The organism is Bradyrhizobium sp. SZCCT0148, assembly GCF_018129985.1.
Lineage (GTDB): Bacteria > Pseudomonadota > Alphaproteobacteria > Rhizobiales > Xanthobacteraceae > Bradyrhizobium > Bradyrhizobium japonicum_H.
In genome coordinates this window covers 321,021-339,129 of the sequence record NZ_JAFCKT010000004.1, presented here as the reverse complement: position 1 = coordinate 339,129, position 18,109 = coordinate 321,021, and the positions used below count along the sequence as shown (strand labels likewise).

19 protein-coding genes are annotated in these 18,109 nt (G+C 64.8%); 9 read left to right on the top strand and 10 right to left on the bottom strand.

All coding sequences use genetic code 11. The annotated features are described in order from the left end of the window. The 5 genes from folK to JQ580_RS16335 all read right to left on the bottom strand — a co-directional run bounded on the left by folK (position 1) and on the right by JQ580_RS16335 (position 2,711). Positions 1-492, bottom strand: a complete 492-nt coding sequence (gene folK / locus JQ580_RS16355) for a 2-amino-4-hydroxy-6-hydroxymethyldihydropteridine diphosphokinase (RefSeq protein WP_212281082.1) — start codon at positions 490-492, stop codon at positions 1-3. Position 493: 1 nt separating this feature from the next. Beyond that, positions 494-862: a dihydroneopterin aldolase gene (gene folB / locus JQ580_RS16350; protein WP_212281081.1), complete on the bottom strand. Its 369-nt coding sequence runs from the start codon at positions 860-862 to the stop codon at positions 494-496. After that, entirely contained in the window at positions 859-1,719 is an 861-nt protein-coding gene (gene folP, locus JQ580_RS16345; protein ID WP_212281080.1) for a dihydropteroate synthase, read from the bottom strand. Before folP ends, folB begins: the two co-directional genes overlap by 4 nt. 192 nt (positions 1,720-1,911) lie before the next feature. Then, complete coding sequence (locus tag JQ580_RS16340; RefSeq protein WP_212281079.1) at positions 1,912-2,319, bottom strand: DUF4332 domain-containing protein; 408 nt, start codon at positions 2,317-2,319, stop codon at positions 1,912-1,914. Between the two features lie 26 nt (positions 2,320-2,345). Then, positions 2,346-2,711, bottom strand: coding sequence for a DUF2267 domain-containing protein (locus JQ580_RS16335; RefSeq protein ID WP_212281078.1), 366 nt, complete (start codon positions 2,709-2,711; stop codon positions 2,346-2,348). Between the two features lie 345 nt (positions 2,712-3,056). On the opposite strand from JQ580_RS16335, the gene JQ580_RS16330 reads away from it, so the two are divergent. The 3 genes from JQ580_RS16330 (at position 3,057) to JQ580_RS16320 (ending at position 7,588) form a co-directional block, all read left to right on the top strand. Beyond that, positions 3,057-4,679 carry a helicase HerA-like domain-containing protein gene (locus JQ580_RS16330; protein ID WP_212281077.1) on the top strand — a complete coding sequence of 541 codons (1,623 nt, stop codon included), beginning with the start codon at positions 3,057-3,059 and terminating at the stop codon, positions 4,677-4,679. 161 nt (positions 4,680-4,840) lie between these two features. Next, complete coding sequence (locus JQ580_RS16325) at positions 4,841-6,169, top strand: glycosyltransferase family 87 protein (protein ID WP_212281076.1); 1,329 nt, start codon at positions 4,841-4,843, stop codon at positions 6,167-6,169. A gap of 24 nt (positions 6,170-6,193) precedes the next feature. Next, entirely contained in the window at positions 6,194-7,588 is a 1,395-nt protein-coding gene (locus JQ580_RS16320) for a M20/M25/M40 family metallo-hydrolase (protein WP_212281075.1), read from the top strand. Positions 7,589-7,796: 208 nt separating this feature from the next. Here JQ580_RS16320 and JQ580_RS16315 read toward each other — a convergent pair whose 3' ends face one another. Continuing rightward, positions 7,797-8,576 carry a class II aldolase/adducin family protein gene (locus tag JQ580_RS16315; protein WP_212281074.1) on the bottom strand — a complete coding sequence of 260 codons (780 nt, stop codon included), beginning with the start codon at positions 8,574-8,576 and terminating at the stop codon, positions 7,797-7,799. 187 nt (positions 8,577-8,763) lie between these two features. Continuing rightward, positions 8,764-10,413 carry a glycosyltransferase family 39 protein gene (locus tag JQ580_RS16310; protein WP_212281073.1) on the bottom strand — a complete coding sequence of 550 codons (1,650 nt, stop codon included), beginning with the start codon at positions 10,411-10,413 and terminating at the stop codon, positions 8,764-8,766. A gap of 308 nt (positions 10,414-10,721) precedes the next feature. Here JQ580_RS16310 and JQ580_RS16305 point away from each other — a divergent pair, with 308 nt between their 5' ends. Both JQ580_RS16305 and JQ580_RS16300 read left to right on the top strand, forming a co-directional pair. Continuing rightward, positions 10,722-11,594: a DUF308 domain-containing protein gene (locus tag JQ580_RS16305; RefSeq protein ID WP_212281072.1), complete on the top strand. Its 873-nt coding sequence runs from the start codon at positions 10,722-10,724 to the stop codon at positions 11,592-11,594. A 127-nt stretch (positions 11,595-11,721) separates the two neighbouring features. Beyond that, on the top strand, positions 11,722-12,138 hold the full coding sequence (locus tag JQ580_RS16300) for a Ros/MucR family transcriptional regulator (protein WP_036005917.1): 417 nt from the start codon (positions 11,722-11,724) through the stop codon (positions 12,136-12,138). Between the two features lie 147 nt (positions 12,139-12,285). Here JQ580_RS16300 and JQ580_RS16295 read toward each other — a convergent pair whose 3' ends face one another. Both JQ580_RS16295 and JQ580_RS16290 read right to left on the bottom strand, forming a co-directional pair. Continuing rightward, positions 12,286-12,714, bottom strand: coding sequence for a SufE family protein (locus JQ580_RS16295; RefSeq protein WP_212281071.1), 429 nt, complete (start codon positions 12,712-12,714; stop codon positions 12,286-12,288). Positions 12,715-12,781: 67 nt separating this feature from the next. Further along, the gene (locus tag JQ580_RS16290; RefSeq protein ID WP_212281070.1) at positions 12,782-13,216 is read right to left on the bottom strand and encodes a DUF5330 domain-containing protein; all 435 of its coding nucleotides are present in this window, start codon (positions 13,214-13,216) and stop codon (positions 12,782-12,784) included. A gap of 410 nt (positions 13,217-13,626) precedes the next feature. On the opposite strand from JQ580_RS16290, the gene JQ580_RS16285 reads away from it, so the two are divergent. From JQ580_RS16285 to JQ580_RS16270, 4 genes are all read left to right on the top strand, one after another. Continuing rightward, a complete protein-coding gene (locus tag JQ580_RS16285) occupies positions 13,627-15,492 on the top strand; it encodes a PAS domain-containing sensor histidine kinase (protein WP_212281069.1) in 1,866 nt (621 codons plus the stop codon). Next, positions 15,485-16,189, top strand: coding sequence for a peptidoglycan-binding domain-containing protein (locus JQ580_RS16280; RefSeq protein WP_212281068.1), 705 nt, complete (start codon positions 15,485-15,487; stop codon positions 16,187-16,189). Before JQ580_RS16285 ends, JQ580_RS16280 begins: the two co-directional genes overlap by 8 nt. 155 nt (positions 16,190-16,344) lie before the next feature. Then, positions 16,345-16,554: a hypothetical protein gene (locus JQ580_RS16275; protein ID WP_212281067.1), complete on the top strand. Its 210-nt coding sequence runs from the start codon at positions 16,345-16,347 to the stop codon at positions 16,552-16,554. 53 nt (positions 16,555-16,607) lie between these two features. Further along, a complete protein-coding gene (locus JQ580_RS16270) occupies positions 16,608-16,952 on the top strand; it encodes a DUF1491 family protein (RefSeq protein ID WP_212281066.1) in 345 nt (114 codons plus the stop codon). 88 nt (positions 16,953-17,040) lie between these two features. Here JQ580_RS16270 and JQ580_RS16265 read toward each other — a convergent pair whose 3' ends face one another. Further along, positions 17,041-18,015: a DUF2336 domain-containing protein gene (locus JQ580_RS16265; protein ID WP_212281065.1), complete on the bottom strand. Its 975-nt coding sequence runs from the start codon at positions 18,013-18,015 to the stop codon at positions 17,041-17,043. Between the last annotated feature and the right edge of the window lie 94 nt (positions 18,016-18,109).

Sequence of the window (18,109 nt, the reverse complement as noted above, 5' to 3'; positions counted from 1 at the left end):
TTAACCGGTATCCGGAAGCCGCTCAATACCTTGTGTCGAGACGCTGGAAAGCCCGTCACGCACACGCATGCCCAAGATGACGCGGTCGGGCGCGATCTCGGCCAGCGGCACCAGCACGAAAGCGCGCTCGAACAGGCGTGGATGCGGCAAGGTCAGGTCCGGTTTCTGCAAGGAAATGTCGTCATAGGCGATCATGTCGAGATCAAGCGTGCGCGGGCCCCAGCGTCGTTCCTTGTTCCGGGTGCGGCCGAATTTCTGCTCGACCTTCTGCAGCACGAACAGGAGCGCGTGCGGATCGAGGTCGGTTTCGATCTCGACGCAGGCGTTGACGAAGGGGGCCTGCTCTTCGTCGCCCCAGGGCGGCGTGGCATAGTCCGCGGAGCGCGCAATCAGGGCGGCTTGCGCCATGCCGCAGACATGCGCGATCGCCTTGGCGAAGGTCGCGCGGACATCGCCGACATTGCCGCCGAGCGCGATCAGCACGCTTGCCATCTTATGGATGCCGCGAGCGGGTCAGCATGACGCCGACATCGTCGAAGATCGCGGCGATCGGCGCATGCGGCTTGTGCACGGTGATCTTCACGGCGCGGATGCGCGGGAAGTTCGACAGGATGGCGTCGGCCACCGCACCGGCCGCGCGCTCCAAAAGCTTGTAATTGGTGTTCTTGAACGCCGACGTGGTCGTCGCGACCACGTCGGCGTAGGATACGGTGTCGACGAGCCGGTCGCTGCGCGAGGGCTCCGACAAATCGGTGTAGAGCTCGAGATCGATGACGAAGCGCTGGCCGACTTCGGTCTCGTGATCCATCACGCCGTGGCGGGCATGGATCGACAGGCCGGTGACGAAGATCGTATCGGTCATTGCTTGCCCTCGATTGCGTTCGCCACGAGCAGCGCCTGCAAGGTCTCGGCGACGTCATGGGTGCGTATGATCTTTGCGCCGCGCTGCGCAGCGATCAGATGCGCCGCGATCGAGCCGGCGAGCCGCTCCTTCGGCTCGGACGGCGAGACCGAGGCGATGAAGCGTTTACGCGAGGCACCAACCAGAATCGGCAGGCCGAACATCTCGAATTCGCGCAACCGCGCCAGCGCGGTCAGGCTCTGTTCGGCGGTCTTGCCGAAGCCGATGCCGGGATCGAGCACGATTTTGTCGCGCGCAATGCCGGCCTTTGCCGCGATGTCCAGCGAACGCAGGAAGAAAGTCTTCATGTCCGTGATGATGTCGATGGCGGGATCGGCGTCGTCGCGGTTGTGCATGACGATGACGGGGACGCCTCTGGCAGCCACCAGCGGCGCCATCGCGGCGTCGCGTTGCAGGCCCCAGACGTCGTTGGCGATCACCGCGCCCTGGTCGAGCGCGTAGGCCACCACCTCCGCCTTCATGCTGTCGATCGAAACAGGCACGCCGAGCGCCACGACGCCTGACAGCACCGGCTTGAGCCGGGCCAGCTCGTCGTCCGCCGTGATCGCCTTCGCGCCCTTGTAGGGCCGGGTGGATTCGGCGCCGATATCGATGATGTCGACGCCAGCGGCAATCATCGCCTGCGCCCGTGCCAGCGCCTGCTGGGGCGCGATAAACTCGCCGCCGTCGGAGAAGGAGTCCGGGGTGATGTTGAGCACGCCCATCACCGCCGGGATCGGTCGTTCCAGCAATGTCCGCAGCACATCAGGCCCGGCCGAGCCGGCCGGCGGGACGGATGGGGAGGGCGAGGCATTCATGGCGCCCGCTTTAGCGGGCGGGGAGGGGGAGTCAAGACCAACACCCACGCTGTCATTGCCCGCGAAGGAGGTCAATCAAGCATTCCGAGGCCGTGCGGTGATACGGAGGAGACCCGGCGTATTGGATACCCTGCCTTTGCGGGGTAGGACAACGAAAGCCAACGCGGCAGGTCGTAAGCCGAAGGAGACGCCCTAATACGTGATCTTCGGCTGCAGCTTCTTCGCCTTGGCGATGATGTCGCCGACCGATTTCTCTGTGGGCAGGATGCGCAGCAGCTTCTTCTTCTCGTTGGCGTCGCGCATGCTTTGGGCGAGCCTTGCCGGATTTCGATAGGCGAGCTCGCGCACGGTGGTGACGCCGGCGGCGCGGACCAAATTGACCTTGGCGCGGCCCATACCGGGGATGCGCATGTAGTCGGAGACGTTGGCCCATTCCAGCAGCAGCTGCTCGCTGATGCCGGTCTTGGCGGACAGCGCCTTGCGGCCCTTCACCGTGCCGGCCGCTTCGAGCAGCGCGTCGGTGGTGCGGATACCCTGCGCCTTCAGCTTGTTGGCGGCAAAGACTGACAGGCCTTCAATCTCGGAGATCGGATATGTCATGATACTCGATATGAAATGCGGCAGCTTCAGGCGAACTGGCTGAGGCCCGGCGTCCCCGCGACGATCTTGCCCATCTGATCCGCTCCGATTTTGTCTCGGCCATAGCGGAAAAGTTCACGGGCGACGTTTTGAATCTCCGACATGCCAAGTCCGAGACCCATCAGGCGCGTGCCGACGGCCATCAGGCCGCCGCCCATCAGCCGCGACAGTCCGCCGCCGCTCCTGGATGCCTCGATCGCGGCTTCCGCTCCGGGAATCTGATCGATCAGGGCCTGCACGCTGTCGGAAGGACCCTCGTTACGGAGGAAGCCCAGAATAATGCCGACGGACTTTTCAGCCACAGCATTATCTATGCTGGCGTTTGTCGCCAGCCGCCCGATCAGTTCGTCCATAAGGCCCGCCCCTCAGCCGGTTTGCTTGCCGGAGTATTTCTTTCAAAAATGATCTTGAGCCGGTGTGATGTGAAATTCAAGCGATGAACGCACGCGTCGCCGCAATTCATCTTCGAACGCGCGAAAAGTGTTGCAGCGGTGCAAGAGCGGAGATCGAATCGGCGAAAAATTGCCGCGTTGCGAGCACCTCGTTCCTACTTTCGGCTGATGTCGTCCATCCGTATCCGACAAGTTCGCATGTTCGGGCCCGTTGAACCGTTTCAATCGGCGCTTAACATGCGTTAAGCTCCGGAACTGGTGGATGAGTTTCGATACGCGAAATCGGCAGAGAGATCAGAGAGAATAATGACCGCACAGGACAGCAAGCTCGGCGATACCGACGAGAAGATTTTCGTCGGCAAGGGTGACGAGCAGGCTTGGCTGACCCTGGCGCTCGCCAATCGCCACGGCCTCGTCACGGGTGCAACCGGAACCGGCAAGACCGTGTCGCTGCAAGTGATGGCGGAAGGATTTGCGCGCGCCGGTGTTCCGGTCTTCGCGGCCGACATCAAGGGCGACCTCTCTGGCATCGCCGAGGTCGGCGAAGCCAAAGACTTCATCGTCAAGCGCGCCTCAGCAATGGGGCTGAATTTCCAGCCCGACCAGTTCTCGACGGTGTTCTGGGATGTGTTCGGCGAGCAGGGCCATCCGGTACGCGCGACCGTCACGGAGATGGGCCCGCTTCTGCTCGCGCGCATGCTCGACCTCAACGACGTGCAGGAAGGCGTGCTCAACGTCGCCTTCCGCGTCGCCGACGACAACGGCCTGACCCTGATCGACATGAAGGATCTACGCGCGCTGCTCGACGCCATCGTGCCCGACAGCGGCAAGAAGGCGGCGGACGCGACGGAGGATCCGCTGGCGGCCATCCGCAAGGCCGCGCAGGGTTTCGGCAACGTCACCAAGGCCACCGTCGGCACCATCCAGCGCCAGCTTTTGGTGCTGGAGAACCAGGGCGGTACCAAATTCTTCGGCGAGCCCGCGCTGACGCTGAAGGACTTCATGAAGACCGACCGCGACGGCCGCGGCATGGTCAATATCCTGGTCGCCGACAAGCTGCTGCAGAACCCCAGGCTTTACGCGACCTTCCTGCTGTGGATGTTGTCGGAGCTGTTCGAGGAGCTGCCCGAGGCCGGCGACCTGCCCAAGCCCAAGCTCGTGTTCTTTTTCGACGAAGCGCATCTGTTGTTCAACGACGCGCCGAAGGCGCTGATGGACAAGATCGAGCAGGTCGTGCGCCTGATCCGCTCTAAGGGCGTCGGCATCTATTTCGTGACGCAGAATCCGATCGACGTGCCGGATCGCGTGCTTGGACAGCTCGGCAACCGGGTGCAGCACGCGTTGCGCGCCTTCACCCCGCGTGACCAGAAGGCGGTCGCCGCTGCGGCCCAGACCTTCCGGCCCAACCCGAAGCTCGACACCGCCAAGGTGATCATGGAGCTCGGCAAGGGCGAGGCGCTGGTGTCCTTCCTCGAGGGCAACGGTACGCCGGCGATGGTCGAGCGGGTGATGATCCGACCGCCCTCGGCCCGCATCGGGCCGATCACGCCGGACGAGCGCAAGGCGATCATGGCCGCAAGCCCGGTGAAGGGCAAATACGACACCGCAGTCGACGAGGAGTCCGCCTACGAGATGATCCAGAAGCGCATCGCCGGCACGGCCGCGACCGCGGACGGCCAGGCGGGCGGGAATGGCGGCGGCCTTCTCGGCCAGATCGGATCGATCGTCGGCACCATCTTCGGCACCAACGTCAAGCGCGGTCGCCTGTCGACCGGTCAGGTCATCGCGCGTGACGTGACGCGATCGGTCACCAACCAGGTGATCGGCGGGATGGCCGCCAATATCGGCAAGTCGGTCGGCGGCCAGCTCGGTGGCTCGATCGGCCGCACGCTGGTCCGCGGCGCGCTGGGCGGATTGCTGCGGCGCTAGGCAGTTTAAGACGTCGTCTCAGGCAATCCGCTTCCGGCTGGTGCGTCGACCTCGCTTCCCTCGCGGGGACTTCGACCATCACCGGTACAATTTCAGGTGAGGGGCTCTCCAAGCCTGCGCCGGTCTGCTACGCCCTGTTCGCCGCCGCACAGGACCATTCAGTGACCCCGCCCGCCCCGTTAGCCAAGCCCGACGCGCCCAGACATCCGTCGCTGCGCGCGCCGCTGGACCTGCTGTTTCTGTTCTGCTGCGTCCTGCTCACCGCCGACGTGCTCGTCCCTGAAGTCTTCGGCAGCGGCAAGACCAAGGATTACCCGCTGTGGTACTGGGCCGGGCAGCAGGTCTTGCAGGGCGCGCCGCTTTATCCCGCCACGGCTGTCGAGTATTTCGAGTTCATCTATCCGCCGCTCCCGGCGATCATGCTGGCGATCCCGAGCTGGTTCGGCAAACTTCCGCTCTACGTCGTCCTGTCGATCCTGAACGCCGTAGCCTGGTGGTACACCGGGACGCTCTCGCAGGTCATGACCGGCTCGGGCCGCAGGCCCGGCCGCTGGCTGGAGGCGCTGCCCGCCGTCATCACCGTGCCCTTCGTGTTCGACATGTTCGACCTCGGCCAGCCGAACCTCGTCCTGCTGGCCATGATGCTCTACGGTTTCTGGAGCTTGCGGCATGAGCGTCCCTGGCTTGCAGGCTTCATGTTCGCGCTCGCCGCTGCCATCAAGGTGTTTCCCGTCGCGGTCCTACCTTATCTGGTCTGGCGGCGGAAATGGGCGGCGGCCGCTGCTACGATCGCCTTTGCAGGCATCCTGCTCTATGTCGTGCCGGCGCCCATCCGCGGCTTCGAGCGCAACGCGGCCGAGCTTAAGGTCTGGTATCAAGGCATGGTCGGAACGAGCTCGGAGAAAGGCTTCGGCCAGCGTGACGAGCAGAACTGGTCGTGGGTCAACCAGTCCCTGATCGCCGTCACGCACCGCCTGGTTCGCCCGATCAACTACAATCAGGACGATCCCAAGCAGCCGCCGCGTACGATGAACATCATCGATGTCGACTACAGGACGGCGAACTGGATCGTGCTGGGACTGTCGGCATTGCTCGGGCTCGGCTTCCTCGCGGTCATGCCGCGGCAAGCGCGGCGAACGGCGCGTTCGGACGCCGAGGAGCTCGCCATCCTGTTCTGCCTGATCACGGTGGCCTCGCCTCTGGCGCGGCAATATTACTTCATGTGGCTGTTCTTCCCGATAACTGTGCTGATGCATCGCGCAGCCTTCGATGAACGTGCGAAGGTGCGCCTTGGAACATGGCTCGCCCTTGGCGCGAGCGTCCTGCTCTTGCTGTTGGCGCTGCCGTGGTTTCCCCATGTCCTCCAGGCCTGGGGAAATAATCTCCTGGCAACGGCGGTTCTTGCAGGTACCCTCGCATGGCACATCCGGCATCCGCCCGTTGCCGCTGGCTCCGAGCCTGCGACGGCGCTAAAACCCGGTATCTCGTGAGACTCGAACGTCAGGAATCCGACCATGGCCAACGCGCAGCTTCAATCCGTGCTCGATCACATCGACGGGGATTTCGACAACAGCTTGGAGCGCCTGTTCGCGCTGTTGCGGATCAAGTCGATCTCCGCCGATCCGGCCTTCGCCGGGGATTGCAAGGCTGCGGCCGAGCATCTCGCCAAGGACATCGCGAGCCTCGGCGTCGCCACTGAAGTGAGGGCCACGGCCGGGCATCCCGCCATCGTCGGCAGGACCGGGGCCGGCGGACGGCCGCATGTGATTTTTTACGGCCATTACGACGTGCAGCCGGTCGATCCGCTCGATCTCTGGCACCGTCCGCCGTTCGAGCCCGTGGTGACGGACCATGCCGATGGCCGCAAGATCATCGTCGCGCGCGGCGCCGAGGACGACAAGGGGCAGGTGATGACCTTCGTCGAGGCCTGCCGCGCGTGGAAGAAGGTGACGGGCTCGCTGCCGATCGACGTGACTTTCCTGATCGAAGGCGAGGAAGAAGTCGGCTCGAAGAACTTCGTGCCTTTCATCGAGGCCAACAAGGACGAATTCAAAGCCGACTACGTGCTGGTCTGCGACACCGGCATGTGGGACCGCAACACGCCGGCGATCACGACCTCGCTGCGCGGCCTTCTCTATGAAGAGTTGAAGATAACCGCCGCCAATCGCGACCTGCATTCCGGCGTGTTCGGCGGCAGCGCGATGAACCCGATCCGGGTGCTGACCAAAATTCTGGGCGGCCTGTTCGATGACGACAACCGCATCACCATCCCGGGCTTCTATGACGGCGTGAAGGATCTGCCGCCCGACATCCTTGAGCAGTGGAAGAAGCTCAATCTGACGCCGGAAATGTTTTTGAAGCCGATCGGTCTGTCGATCCCGGCCGGCGAGAAGGGTCGGCTCCTGATCGAGCAGGCCTCGTCGCGCCCGACCTGCGACGTCAACGGCATCTGGGGCGGCTATATCGGCGAGGGCTCCAAGACGGTGATCCCGTCGCATGCGTCGGCCAAGGTCTCGTTCCGCCTGGTCGAGGGGCAGGATCCCCAGAAGATCCGCAAGGCCTTCCGTGACTACGTGACGGCGCGCATTCCCGGCGATTGCAAGGTCGAGTTCGGCGACCATTCCGCCGCGCCCGCGGTCGCACTCGACTGGAACATGAAGCCGCTCGCCGCCGCCAGCAAGGCGCTGACGGAGGAATGGGGCAAGGAGACCGTGCTGATGGGCTCCGGCGCGTCGATCCCGATCGTCGCCGACTTCAAGCGCACGCTCGGCCTCGACTCCCTGCTGGTCGGTTTCGGCCTCGACGACGACAACATCCACTCGCCGAACGAGAAGTACGACCTGAGAAGCTTCCAGAAAGGCATCCGCTCCTGGGCGCGCATCCTCGCGGCGCTGGCTGAGGTGAAGTAAGGCGAGAACTCTGCGCTCGTCATTGCGAGCGCAGCGAAGCAATCCAGAATCCTCCGCCCGGCGGTTCTGGATTGCTTCGTCACAAGAGCTCCGCAATGACGAGCAGAGAAGGCGCCCCAAAACAAAAACGCCGCCCGGAATTGGGCGGCGTTTCATTCCAGGACGTGCAGAGGGTGTTGACACTACCTTACACCAAACCCCGAAAATTTCAAGACCGGTAGCCCGGAAGCTCGCGGTCCAGCTTGCGGAGCAGCGGCGGCCACACGAGCTTGGTGGCGCGCAGCTCGGCGCGGTCGCGGTTGGCGAGCAGATCGGTGTTCTTCTCGATCGCAATCTTCTCGACCGGGTAGATCGGCGTACCCAGCGCGCGCGTGCGCACCTGCATCGAGCAGGCCCGCTCGAGGTGATACATGCGCTCGAAGGCGGATGCGACCGAGCGGCCGACCGTGAGCGTGCCGTGATTGCGCAGCAGCATGTGATTGTGGTCGCCGAGATCCTTCTGCAGCCGGGGCCGCTCGTCGTGGTCGAGCGCGATGCCTTCATAGTCATGATAGGCCAGATCGTGGGTGACGAGCTGCGCGGTCTGGTTCAGCGGCAGCAGGCCTTCCGCGCTGCTCGACACTGCGGTGCCGTCGAGGGTGTGGAGATGCAGCACGCAGATCGCGTCCTCGCGCACCTCGTGGATCGCCGAATGGATGGTGAAGCCTGCCGGGTTGATGCTGTACTCGCTCTCGGAGAGCTGGTTGCCGTGCAGATCGACCTTGACGAGGCTCGAGGCCGTGATCTCGTCGAACATCAGCCCGTAGGGGTTGATCAGGAAGTGATGATCGGGGCCGGGCACGCGCGCGGAGATGTGGGTATCGACCAGATCGTCCCAACCGTACAGCGCGACCAGGCGATAACAGGCGGCGAGATCGACCCGCTGTTGCCACTCGGCCTCCGTCATATCAGACGGCACTTCCTTCAGGCGCGCTTCCGCTGGCGACATGGCTGGTCTCTCCGAACATCGTTGTTGCGGGGAGGGAGCGTAGACTTGGTGGAAGCTGGCGGCAAGGCGTGCGGAGCGTGGCTGTCGCGCGTAGCCCGCATGAGCCAAGCGACATCCGGGACCGCTCTGAGAACGAGCCCGGATGTCGCTTCGCTCATCCGGGCTACGGTTCCGAAGAAAAAAGCTGTTACGGCGCCGGGATCGACAGCAGGCTGGAAATGCTGCGGCCGCGGATGTCGTAGACGCGGGCGAACACAACGTCGTCGCGCTTGATCTCGACCATCACGGGTGCGGTGAGGCCCTTGCAGTAGAACTCGCCGAGCGTCATCGCGAAATCGGCCGCGTTGGAATCCCAGCCGATGGTGAAGTCGGGCCCGAGCGCGACCTGCGCGGGGCGCTGCGGGCCGCAGACTGCGACCTTCCATTTGCGGCCCGCCGGCGGCACTTCCTGGCGCTCCACAAGTTGCTCGCGCAATTCGTCGGAGGCCTGCTTCAGCGCAAGGCCCCAGTAATCCAGCATGAAGCGGTCGTCGGCGCCCCGCACGGTGCCGGCGATGTGGTTGAAATGCGTGTACTGATAGGGATGCAGCCGGATCATCTCGGCAAGCGAGAGCGCGAGGCCGAAGCAGAAGGTCGCGAGCACCACCGGCTGCCAGGTGCGGTGATTGGCACGCAGGCGCTCCATCACCCAGGCCAATGCAACGCCGCCGAGCACCGCCATCGGCGGAATCACGAACACGAAATGGCGGATGCCGTTATACAGCGCCGGCCGCTTCACCATTGCGATCGCGAGCGGCAGGGTCGCAGCCAGCGTCAGCATCAGCATGACGGTCTTGCGGCGCGCCGGAACCTCGCGGCGCGGCAGCATGGCAAAGGTGCTGAACACGGCGCCGCCCATCAGCACCAGCATCACCTCGGGCAGCTGCAGCGCGAACAGCGTCGGCAGATAGGACCAGGGCATGTCCGGCACGGACACGATCGCGCCGTCGAACATCTCCTTCCAGGGCTTCTCGAAGAAATGCGAGAAGTAGGTCAGCGCCTCGAAGGGATTGCCGGGTTCCATGATCGACCACGGCCAGATCAGGCCCATCACGAGATAGCCGAACGCGAGGCCGGGCAAAAGCACATAGACGACATGGGCGAAGCGCCTGATCGACTCGCGCAGGCCCTCGCTGCGCAGTTCTTCCAGGAAAAGCGGGATGAAGCCGAACATGGCGTAGACCAGCGCGAGCCCGCCCAGAATGCGGCAGCCGATTGAAAGGCCGGCGCCCAGGCCGACAATCAGGATCGTGCGCGGCGAGGGCTTGGGATATTCCTCGGCGAGCCGGACCAGGCCCAGCATCAGGATGATCATGGCCACCGCGAAGGGCGCATCCTTCGGGTTCATGAACATGTGGCCGTAGAAGATCGGGCACAGCGCGAGCAGCAGGAGTGCAGCAAGACCGGCAAGGGGGCCGCCGATACGGCGGGCGAGCCGCCAGGTCACCGCAAGCCCGATCACGCCGACGATCGCACCGAGCAGACGTCGCGTCTCGAACAGCTCGAGCGGAATGATCTTGTGCAGAAGGGCCGCGACCATGTCGAAGCCGCCGCCATACATGTAGAGATTGGCGAAGGAGAGTGCGGCGGTGTCCTTGAAGCCGGAACCGAACATGCGCAGCAGCAGATCGGCATATTCGGCGTGGGTGTAGTCGTCCCAGCCGAGGCCGTAGTCGCGGAAGGTCAGGCCTGCCACGACGGTCACCGCCGCCAGCACCAGCATGGCGAGATCGTCGCAGGTCCGCTCGACCGAGCGCCGTTGAGGCGTGTCGATCGCCGAAGTCGTGATGGATGTCATGGCTATCGGTGCCCCGGAATCCCCTCTTGGCCCGGCTGGTGCGCGCGGGCCTGCTCCCCGGACTCCCTATAGCGCAGTTCCATTACCAAGTAATTGGGCATTATGGCTAAATTCCTGATGCGACGCAGCAATTCCGGATATCGGCAGCAGCCTAGCAGTAGCGAGCCGTAGCTGAAGGGAATGTGAATAAGTCCCTGATTTCCTTCCCTTTAGGAACGCCGCTTGCAATTCGCCGTTGGCGTGGAACATCGTATGACGGTATCGTGCATGACGGGTCGCGGGTGGATGTGCGGCCGGGGGTGAGTTCGATGACCTTGGCATTGTTGATCGCGGGGATTTTCGCCGTCGTGGCGGGCCTCCTTTCGATCCTGTTCGGCTTCTCCGTCAGGGAGTTCAGCCTCGGCAGCCCCCTCATAGTCTCGGGCACGATCGCAGTCTGCTCCGGGATGTTACTGGCCGGCCTCTATGTCGTGGCCGTGGAGCTGCAGGGTATCGCGCGTCGGCTGGCCGGTGCGCCGTCGGAGGTTCGTGTCAGGCCCGTGCTGCCGGGCCTCGCCGTATCGGGTGCTGACGCGCCCGGGCCGATGCCTGCCGCGGCCGCAAGGATTGAGGGGAGGGTCGAGCCGCCACCGCCGCCGACCCCCGCCGCGGGCGCGCCGCCGTGGCAGAGCGAAGCTGTCGCGCGCGAGCGTCCGCGTGTCGAGCCGCCGCCGGAGCTTGAAGCCCCGACGCCGCCCGCGCCTCCGGAAGCCCCACGTCGCCGCAACCTGATGTTCGCCTCCACCTCACGCAAGGAGCGCGAGCGCGCGGAGGCGAAGACCACCGACGGAGCGCCGCCGCCACATCCGGAGCCCGGCGAGGCCGCGGATATGCCGCCGGCAAGCTTCGACGATGCCTGGCCGAAGCCGGACCGCATGCGGCCGCCGGAGCCGCCGGCCGCGGCGCGACGGCCCCCGCCGCGTTCGCCCTCGACCTTTGCGGAGACCGCTCCGCCTGCACCCGAACCGCCGCCGCCGCCACCTGTCGAGCAGCCGCCCGTCACCGTGCTCAAATCCGGAATTGTCGACGGCATGGCCTATTCGCTCTACTCCGACGGCTCGATCGAAGCGCAGATGCCGGAGGGCATGATGCGCTTTGCCTCGATCGACGAGCTGCGCTCCCATCTCGACCAGCGGTCCTGAGCTCCGCCGCGCGGCAGTCAGCGTCGCCGTCGCACCGTCAATCCCTTGTTTCAGTCCAACGTGTTGTTGACAGGGAATAGTTCGCGTCGTCTATCCCGTGAGGCGCAAGTGCAGAGAGGGCGGGCTCATGTCGGATGCCGGGGCTAAGAATTTCATCGAGCTGACGGCAAGCATCGTGTCGGCCTATCTGAGCAACAATCCGACCCCCGCCGCGGAAATCCCGAACTTGATCAGCCAGGTGCACGGCGCCCTGGTGCGGGTATCGTCAGGCCGCACCGAGACCGCGCCGCTCGAGCCGGCCAAGCCGGCAGTGTCGCTGAAGAAGTCCATCGCGCCCGATTATCTGGTCTGTCTGGAAGACGGCAAGCGCTTCAAGTCGCTGAAGCGCCATCTGCGCACCCAGTACAACATGACGCCGGAGCAATACCGCGAGAAATGGGGCCTGCCGGCCGACTATCCCATGGTCGCGCCGAACTATGCGGTGGCGCGCTCGCAACTGGCCAAGCAGATGGGCCTCGGGCAGCAGCAGCGGAAGCGGAAGTAGTCGGGGCCGCTGATCTCGTAGGGGGCAAAGGCGCCTTGCACCGTGCCGACCAGCTTTCGTCGATCACACTGAAATTGGTGGGCGCGCTTCCGCCTTCGCTCTTCGAACTACGGCGGGCAAGTCGCTTTGCCCACCCTAGGAAGTTTCCTACGACGCCTCCGCCAGCGCCTCTCTCGCATCGGTCTTGATGCGCTCGACCATCGAGCGCAGGCCGTTGGAGCGCTGCGGCGTCAGATGATCGCCAAAGCCGAACTCGTTGAACACCGCGATCGCGTCGGTATCGAGGATCTCCCGCGGCGTGCGTCCCGAATAGAGCGAGAGCACGATGGCGACCAGCCCGCGCACGATATGCGCGTCGCTGTCGCCGCGATATTTCAGGATGGGGGCGCCGCCATCGCGGTCGACCAGCTTCTGCAGCCAGACCTGGCTGACGCAGCCGTTGACCTTGTTCGCGGCAGAATGCTCGGCCTCCGGCATCGGTTCCAGGGTGCGGCCGAGTTCGATGACGTACCGGTAGCGGTCGTCCCACTCGTCCAGAAGCTCGAAATTGTCCCTGATTTCGTCGATCGTCGTCATGCTGGCCCGTGTTCCCGTTGGGGCCAATATAAGGATGCGAGGAGATGAAATCGATAGGGTTTGGACGCTAATTCGCAGCCGAAGGGCCGCGCCATTCCAGCGCGAGGTCGTCCTGGCTCAGGGTGTCGTGCGGCGCTTCGCTCGAGACGGTATCGCCTTCGCCGGCCATCGCGATCGAGCCGGTATGGTCGGGCGCCTTCTTGTCGTTCTTCTCGTTCTTGTCGTTGCTGATGTGCTCCTTCTTGTCGTTGATGATCTGGTAGATCTTGCGCGCGCCATCCTGGGCGCGTTGGCCGATGATGGTCGCGGCCTGTCCGCCGACCTCGCAGGCCGCCGGCTGGCGCTTGCAGAACTGGGTCATGTCCGAGACGGCCGCGGTCGCAGCCTGAACCGCGTCGGCGGCGCCGATCTGGGGCAGCTTCTCCGATTCGGGCGTCTTGTCCCTGGGTAGGAGCACCAGCACCAGCCCGAGCCAGAATGTGATGCGGAGCAGAAAGCGCATCTTGTCGACCTGTACGTTAGATCCCGTTCGCGGCGATGGTCCGCGCGCGCTTCGACCTAGCAACTCTCGATAAATCGCAAGTGATTGCCTTGAGCTTAATTCGCGGAAAATTTACGGAGAATTCTTCGAGATCGAAGGTGTCGTAAATTTTCGATTGACGCCGGCGCCCGGGATTTGGCCGGCACACATGTCCACCAATTCGAAACCATGCCGGGATGCGCGAAACCCTGTGTTCACCATCCTCGCCGAAGACGTCGCCAAATCGTCTAAAAGGCCCCGCGATGTCCCGGCGTCCGGTCTCGCACCGGGGAGCCTTAGCACTCGTTTAAGGTCGCTCTGACACGGTAGCTCAACGATAAGGAGGCGTTGCGGCACGTCTTCAAAGACGAGTGAGCCGAAGCGCGAGACCCGTGACAGTTTTGAGTATCATCCGCGATTGTCTCGATGCCCTGCTGCATCCCTCCGCGCGTTCCGATGCGCTGATGCGGGCGCGTCATCGTGCCTTCATGGCTCCGCGGCTGCTCGGCAGCCTGGCCGCCTTTGCCGCATTCCCGGTTTATCTCGCCATGCGTGGTGCGCCGAGCGCGGTCGAGGTCGCTGCATTCGCATGGCTGATCGCGCCGATCCTGCTGTCCTGGTTCCTGTCGCGTACCGGCCGCTATGAAGGCGCGCATGTGCTGTCGTCGCTGGCGCTCACCGGCCTGATCATGGCGGTCGCGGGCAGCACGGGTGGCATCGAATCATTCGCCGCGGTCTGGCTGGTCGTGGTTCCCCTCGAAGCAGCGCTGTCGGCCTCGCGCCGCGTCGCGGCCTTCGCATCCTTGCTGGCGCTGTCCTGTGCGGGACTCCTGATCCTCGCCGGCCAGCTCGGCTGGCTGCCGGTTGCAGACACAAGCACGGCGGAACGCGGCGTGCTGATGGCGTGCGGTATCATCTCGGCGACGCTCTATGCCGCCGGCCTTGCCTTCGGCGCTGAATCGCTCGCGCGTACCAGCGTTGCGTTGCTGTCGCGCGAGGAGGAGCGCTATCGCCTGCTCGCCCGCAACATGAGCGACGTCGTCTCGCGGCACCGGCGCAACGGTGCGGTGCAGTTCATCTCGCCCGCGGCCGAGGCGATGCTCGGCATGCCGGTGGCGCAATTGCTGGGGCATGGCCTGTTCGACCGCGTCCATGTCGCAGATCGCCCGGCCTATCTCACTGCGCTCTCCGATGCCGCGCGCGGCGACGTCCGCAGCATCGAGTTCCGGCTGCGGCGTGAGCCCGACGGTTCAGAGCGCGGCCAGGTCGACTTCATCTGGGTCGAGATGCGCTGCCGCCCGCTCGACCAGGATATCGCCCCAAATTCCCAAGATGACGTCTCGCGCGAGACCGAGATCGTCGCCGTGATGCGCGACGTCACCGAGCACAAGCTGTCTGAGCAGGCGCTGGATCAGGCGCGCAGCGCCGCGGAAGCGGCCGATGCCGCCAAGACGCGCTTTCTCGCCACCATGAGCCACGAGCTGCGCACGCCGCTGAACGCCATCATCGGCTTCTCCGAGATGATCGCGCAGGAGCAGACCTTGATGCTGGGTGCGGCCCAGCGCCGGGAATATGCCCAGCTCATCAACGATTCCGGTCAGCATCTGTTATCGGTCGTCAACGGCATCCTGGACATGTCGAAGATGGAGTCCGGCAATTTCGAGATCGCGTCCGAGCCGTTCGCGCCGCGTGCATCGCTGCTGCATTGCTGCAACCTGCTGGCGCTGAAGGCGCGGGAGAACGGCATCGACCTCATCACCGACGCGCCGCAGGATCTGCCGCTCATGACCGGCGATCCCAGGGCTTTCAAGCAGATCGTGCTCAATCTTGTCGCCAACGCCATCAAGTTCACCGAGCGCGGCGGTCAGGTCTCGGTGACCGCTTCGGTGTCGGGTTCGCAACTGATGCTGCGCATCGGCGACACCGGCGTGGGCATCGCGGCCGACGATCTCCAGCGCATCGGCGCACCGTTTTTCCAGGCGGGCAAGACCTATCAGCGCCGTCACGAAGGAACCGGCCTCGGACTTTCGATCGTCAAGAGCCTCGTCGCGTTGCATCTCGGCGAATTGACGGTACAAAGCAGGTTGGGAGAGGGCACTGTCGTCACCGTCAGGCTGCCGCTCGTCTACACGCCGCCGCAAGTCAAGCCGGTCGAGAGCAAGGTCGCGACGCTGGCGCCGGTGCTGCGCCACGACCTTCAAGACCAAGCTCACGACCAGTCTCAGGATCAACCCGCTCTGGTGAAGAAAAGTGCCTAGGAAGTCTGCCAAGGACGAAGCCGCTCCGCGCCGCCGTGGCGCCAAGGTCGCCGTTGTCGATGTCGAGACCGAGCGCAACCTCGTGATGCGCGTGCTGTTGCACAGCCCCAAGGACACGCTCGCCGGCCTCGTCGCCGTCGCCGCGGTCGGCGCGATCGTCGCCAACGCACTGTTCCTGCAGACCGGCCGGCATCCGGCGCCGATGTTCGGCACCGTGATCAATCTTCCCGCGCCGTCCTCCGTGGCGCTGTCGAACCCCTTGCCGCGTCCGCGCCCCGTCGGGGCCGATACCTCGCCGCTGGAGCCGCGCGCGACCGAGTTTCGCGCCGAGCCGAAACCTGCCGAGCGAGCCGCCGAGAGGCCGCCGGAGAAACCGGTCGAGGCGACCGCATCGACGCGCTCGAACGATCCGATGACCAATCTGGTCAAGCAAGCGACGTCGACGCCGCAATCCGCCATGCGTCCGCCGGCGCCTATTCCCACGCCGCAGAGTCCCGCCGCACGGCGTATCGCCGGCGTGCAGCGCGCGCTGTCCGAATATGGCTACGGCAATTTGAAGATCACGGGCACGATGAGCGGCGAGACCCAGTCCGCGATCCAGAAGTTCGAGCGCGAGCACAAGATGCAGGTGACAGGCCAGCTTTCCGACCGGCTGCTGCGCGAACTCGGCGCCGCGATCGGCCATCCCGTCGAATAGCGCGCATTCCGCTGTCATTGACGCCGATCAATTTCCGGCATGACGCTCCGGCGAGACAGGCCGCGCCCGCGCGCGGGCGATTTGCTCGGGATCAATGACGGCCGGCAGCTTCGGGGAACATGATTGCTCATCTTCAAGGAAGAAGAGAGGATGTCATGTTCAAGGTCTCTGTTCTGGTCTGGATCATGCTGGGTACGGTGCTCGCGGGCGTCAGCCTGATCGTCGTGCTGATGGTGCCGAGCTTCGCCGCCGACGCGATCAGGAACATCCCTTATGCGGTCGCCGTGGGATTCGCGCTTGCGATGCCGCTGTCATACCTCGTGGCACGCCAGATCAACGGCGGGCAAGGGATGAGCAAGGCGTGACATTCGGACACTGACACTGGCGGCGCGCCGCGCGCTGGCCTATCGTTCGACTCATGCGTTTGAAATCCAACATATGGGTTGCGGCCTATTTGCGCCGGTGCCAGACCGAGGGCGTGTACGGCGCGGTGCTTCGTCGCGGTGCCGAGGAGGCGGGCGCGGTGTTCGTCAAGGTCTCGTTGCTCGACGGCAATGCGATGCTCTACGCCCCGGCGCCGCAGACGTCGTACGACGACGACCGCCCCGTCGATCGTTTCTTCGTGCCGGTTGCGCAGCAACCTCTGCCCGAGCACACGATCGAGGAGCGTCTGGCCAAGGAAATCCGCTTCGATCCGGACGCCTGGATCGTCGAGACCGAGGATCGCGCCGGGCGGCATTTTCTGGATCTGGCGAAGACGTAGCTGCTGCTCGCGTGTCCCGGACAGACGGCGACGCGCCAGCGTTGCCTTGTCGAGCCGGGAGCAAGACGAAGCTACGCCAGGACTGACCCTACCGCTCCGACGATCCGTCTGTACCGGTGCGGCGCGGCATCGCGCCCGGCTGCACGCCCGGCCGGGTCTGGCTTGCGCCGGCGCGGGCGCGCTGGCGTTCGCCGTCATGCAATGCCGGTTGATACTTTGCGCGGGTGACGGCGAGCGTCGAGCCGCGCCAGGCCGCCAGCATCACCAGTGCCGAGCGGTCGCTGATGCGGTCGTAGAGCCGCGACAGCCGGTACACCTCGTTCACGGAGGTGCCGATCTCCGGCTTGAAGAACAGCAGGATGCGCTGGAAGTTCGGGCTCGGCATGTCTAGCGCGCGCGCGGCGACCGCGAGCGCCTCGCCGCCGGCATCGTCGACGATCTGGGCTGCGACGCGCGAGGGCAGGATCAGGCTGTCGCCGAGCTCAAGGGTGAAATTCTCGACGTCGCCCGCGATCGCCGCCATCTCCAGGATCTGCCATGCGCGCTTGGCGCGCGCGGTCGGAATGCGGGGTGCGGCCTTCAGCGGGGTCTGCGCCAGATTGTGCAGGATCAGCGCGCGCTCGGAAGCGCCGGCGCGGAAGAACATGTCGTGGATCTCGGCGGCGTCCGTCGGCTGCATCGCCATGTTGGCGGCCATCCGCCGCTCGGCGTCGGTCGGCGTACGAACCGGCAAGGGGGCGGGTGCAGGCGTGGGGATCTCGCGGGCCAGCGGGACCCTGCGGCCTTCCTGCGCGGCGACAAGCCCGAGCTTCTGGAGAACCGGGATCGGCGCCTGCGGATAGATTGCGAGCCGCGCCTTGACGGCTGCGCGCGTGGCATCGTCGACCTGGTCGATCAACCGCGTCGCCAGCTCGACGAATTGCCGCTGTTCGTCGTCGCTGTGGGTGCTCTTCTGGACGTAAAGGTCGGTCAGCACGCGCAGCAGCGTCGGCCGAACATCGACACCTTCGCGACGGGAGAGCGACATCAGCCCGTCGAATCCGGGAAACAGCGACTTGGTCATGGAGGATACGCGACCTGGAAGAGATACTCGTCGCCAGCCTATCGCAGGCTCCTTTAAAGGCTCGTTAAGGAAAACGAGGCGTGAAGCCGAACGC

Excerpts from the sequence above, each read along its gene's own strand:
- folK (WP_212281082.1), bottom strand. The coding sequence starts at position 492 with ATGGCAAGCGTGCTGATCGCGCTCGGCGGCAATGTCGGCGATGTCCGC.
- folB (WP_212281081.1), bottom strand. The coding sequence starts at position 862 with ATGACCGATACGATCTTCGTCACCGGCCTGTCGATCCATGCCCGCCAC.
- folP (WP_212281080.1), bottom strand. The coding sequence starts at position 1,719 with ATGAATGCCTCGCCCTCCCCATCCGTCCCGCCGGCCGGCTCGGCCGGG.
- JQ580_RS16340 (WP_212281079.1), bottom strand. The coding sequence starts at position 2,319 with ATGACATATCCGATCTCCGAGATTGAAGGCCTGTCAGTCTTTGCCGCC.
- JQ580_RS16335 (WP_212281078.1), bottom strand. The coding sequence starts at position 2,711 with ATGGACGAACTGATCGGGCGGCTGGCGACAAACGCCAGCATAGATAAT.
- JQ580_RS16330 (WP_212281077.1), top strand. The coding sequence starts at position 3,057 with ATGACCGCACAGGACAGCAAGCTCGGCGATACCGACGAGAAGATTTTC.
- JQ580_RS16320 (WP_212281075.1), top strand. The coding sequence starts at position 6,194 with ATGGCCAACGCGCAGCTTCAATCCGTGCTCGATCACATCGACGGGGAT.
- JQ580_RS16315 (WP_212281074.1), bottom strand. The coding sequence starts at position 8,576 with ATGTCGCCAGCGGAAGCGCGCCTGAAGGAAGTGCCGTCTGATATGACG.
- JQ580_RS16310 (WP_212281073.1), bottom strand. The coding sequence starts at position 10,413 with ATGACATCCATCACGACTTCGGCGATCGACACGCCTCAACGGCGCTCG.
- JQ580_RS16305 (WP_212281072.1), top strand. The coding sequence starts at position 10,722 with ATGACCTTGGCATTGTTGATCGCGGGGATTTTCGCCGTCGTGGCGGGC.
- JQ580_RS16300 (WP_036005917.1), top strand. The coding sequence starts at position 11,722 with ATGTCGGATGCCGGGGCTAAGAATTTCATCGAGCTGACGGCAAGCATC.
- JQ580_RS16295 (WP_212281071.1), bottom strand. The coding sequence starts at position 12,714 with ATGACGACGATCGACGAAATCAGGGACAATTTCGAGCTTCTGGACGAG.
- JQ580_RS16290 (WP_212281070.1), bottom strand. The coding sequence starts at position 13,216 with ATGCGCTTTCTGCTCCGCATCACATTCTGGCTCGGGCTGGTGCTGGTG.
- JQ580_RS16275 (WP_212281067.1), top strand. The coding sequence starts at position 16,345 with ATGTTCAAGGTCTCTGTTCTGGTCTGGATCATGCTGGGTACGGTGCTC.
- JQ580_RS16270 (WP_212281066.1), top strand. The coding sequence starts at position 16,608 with ATGCGTTTGAAATCCAACATATGGGTTGCGGCCTATTTGCGCCGGTGC.
- JQ580_RS16265 (WP_212281065.1), bottom strand. The coding sequence starts at position 18,015 with ATGACCAAGTCGCTGTTTCCCGGATTCGACGGGCTGATGTCGCTCTCC.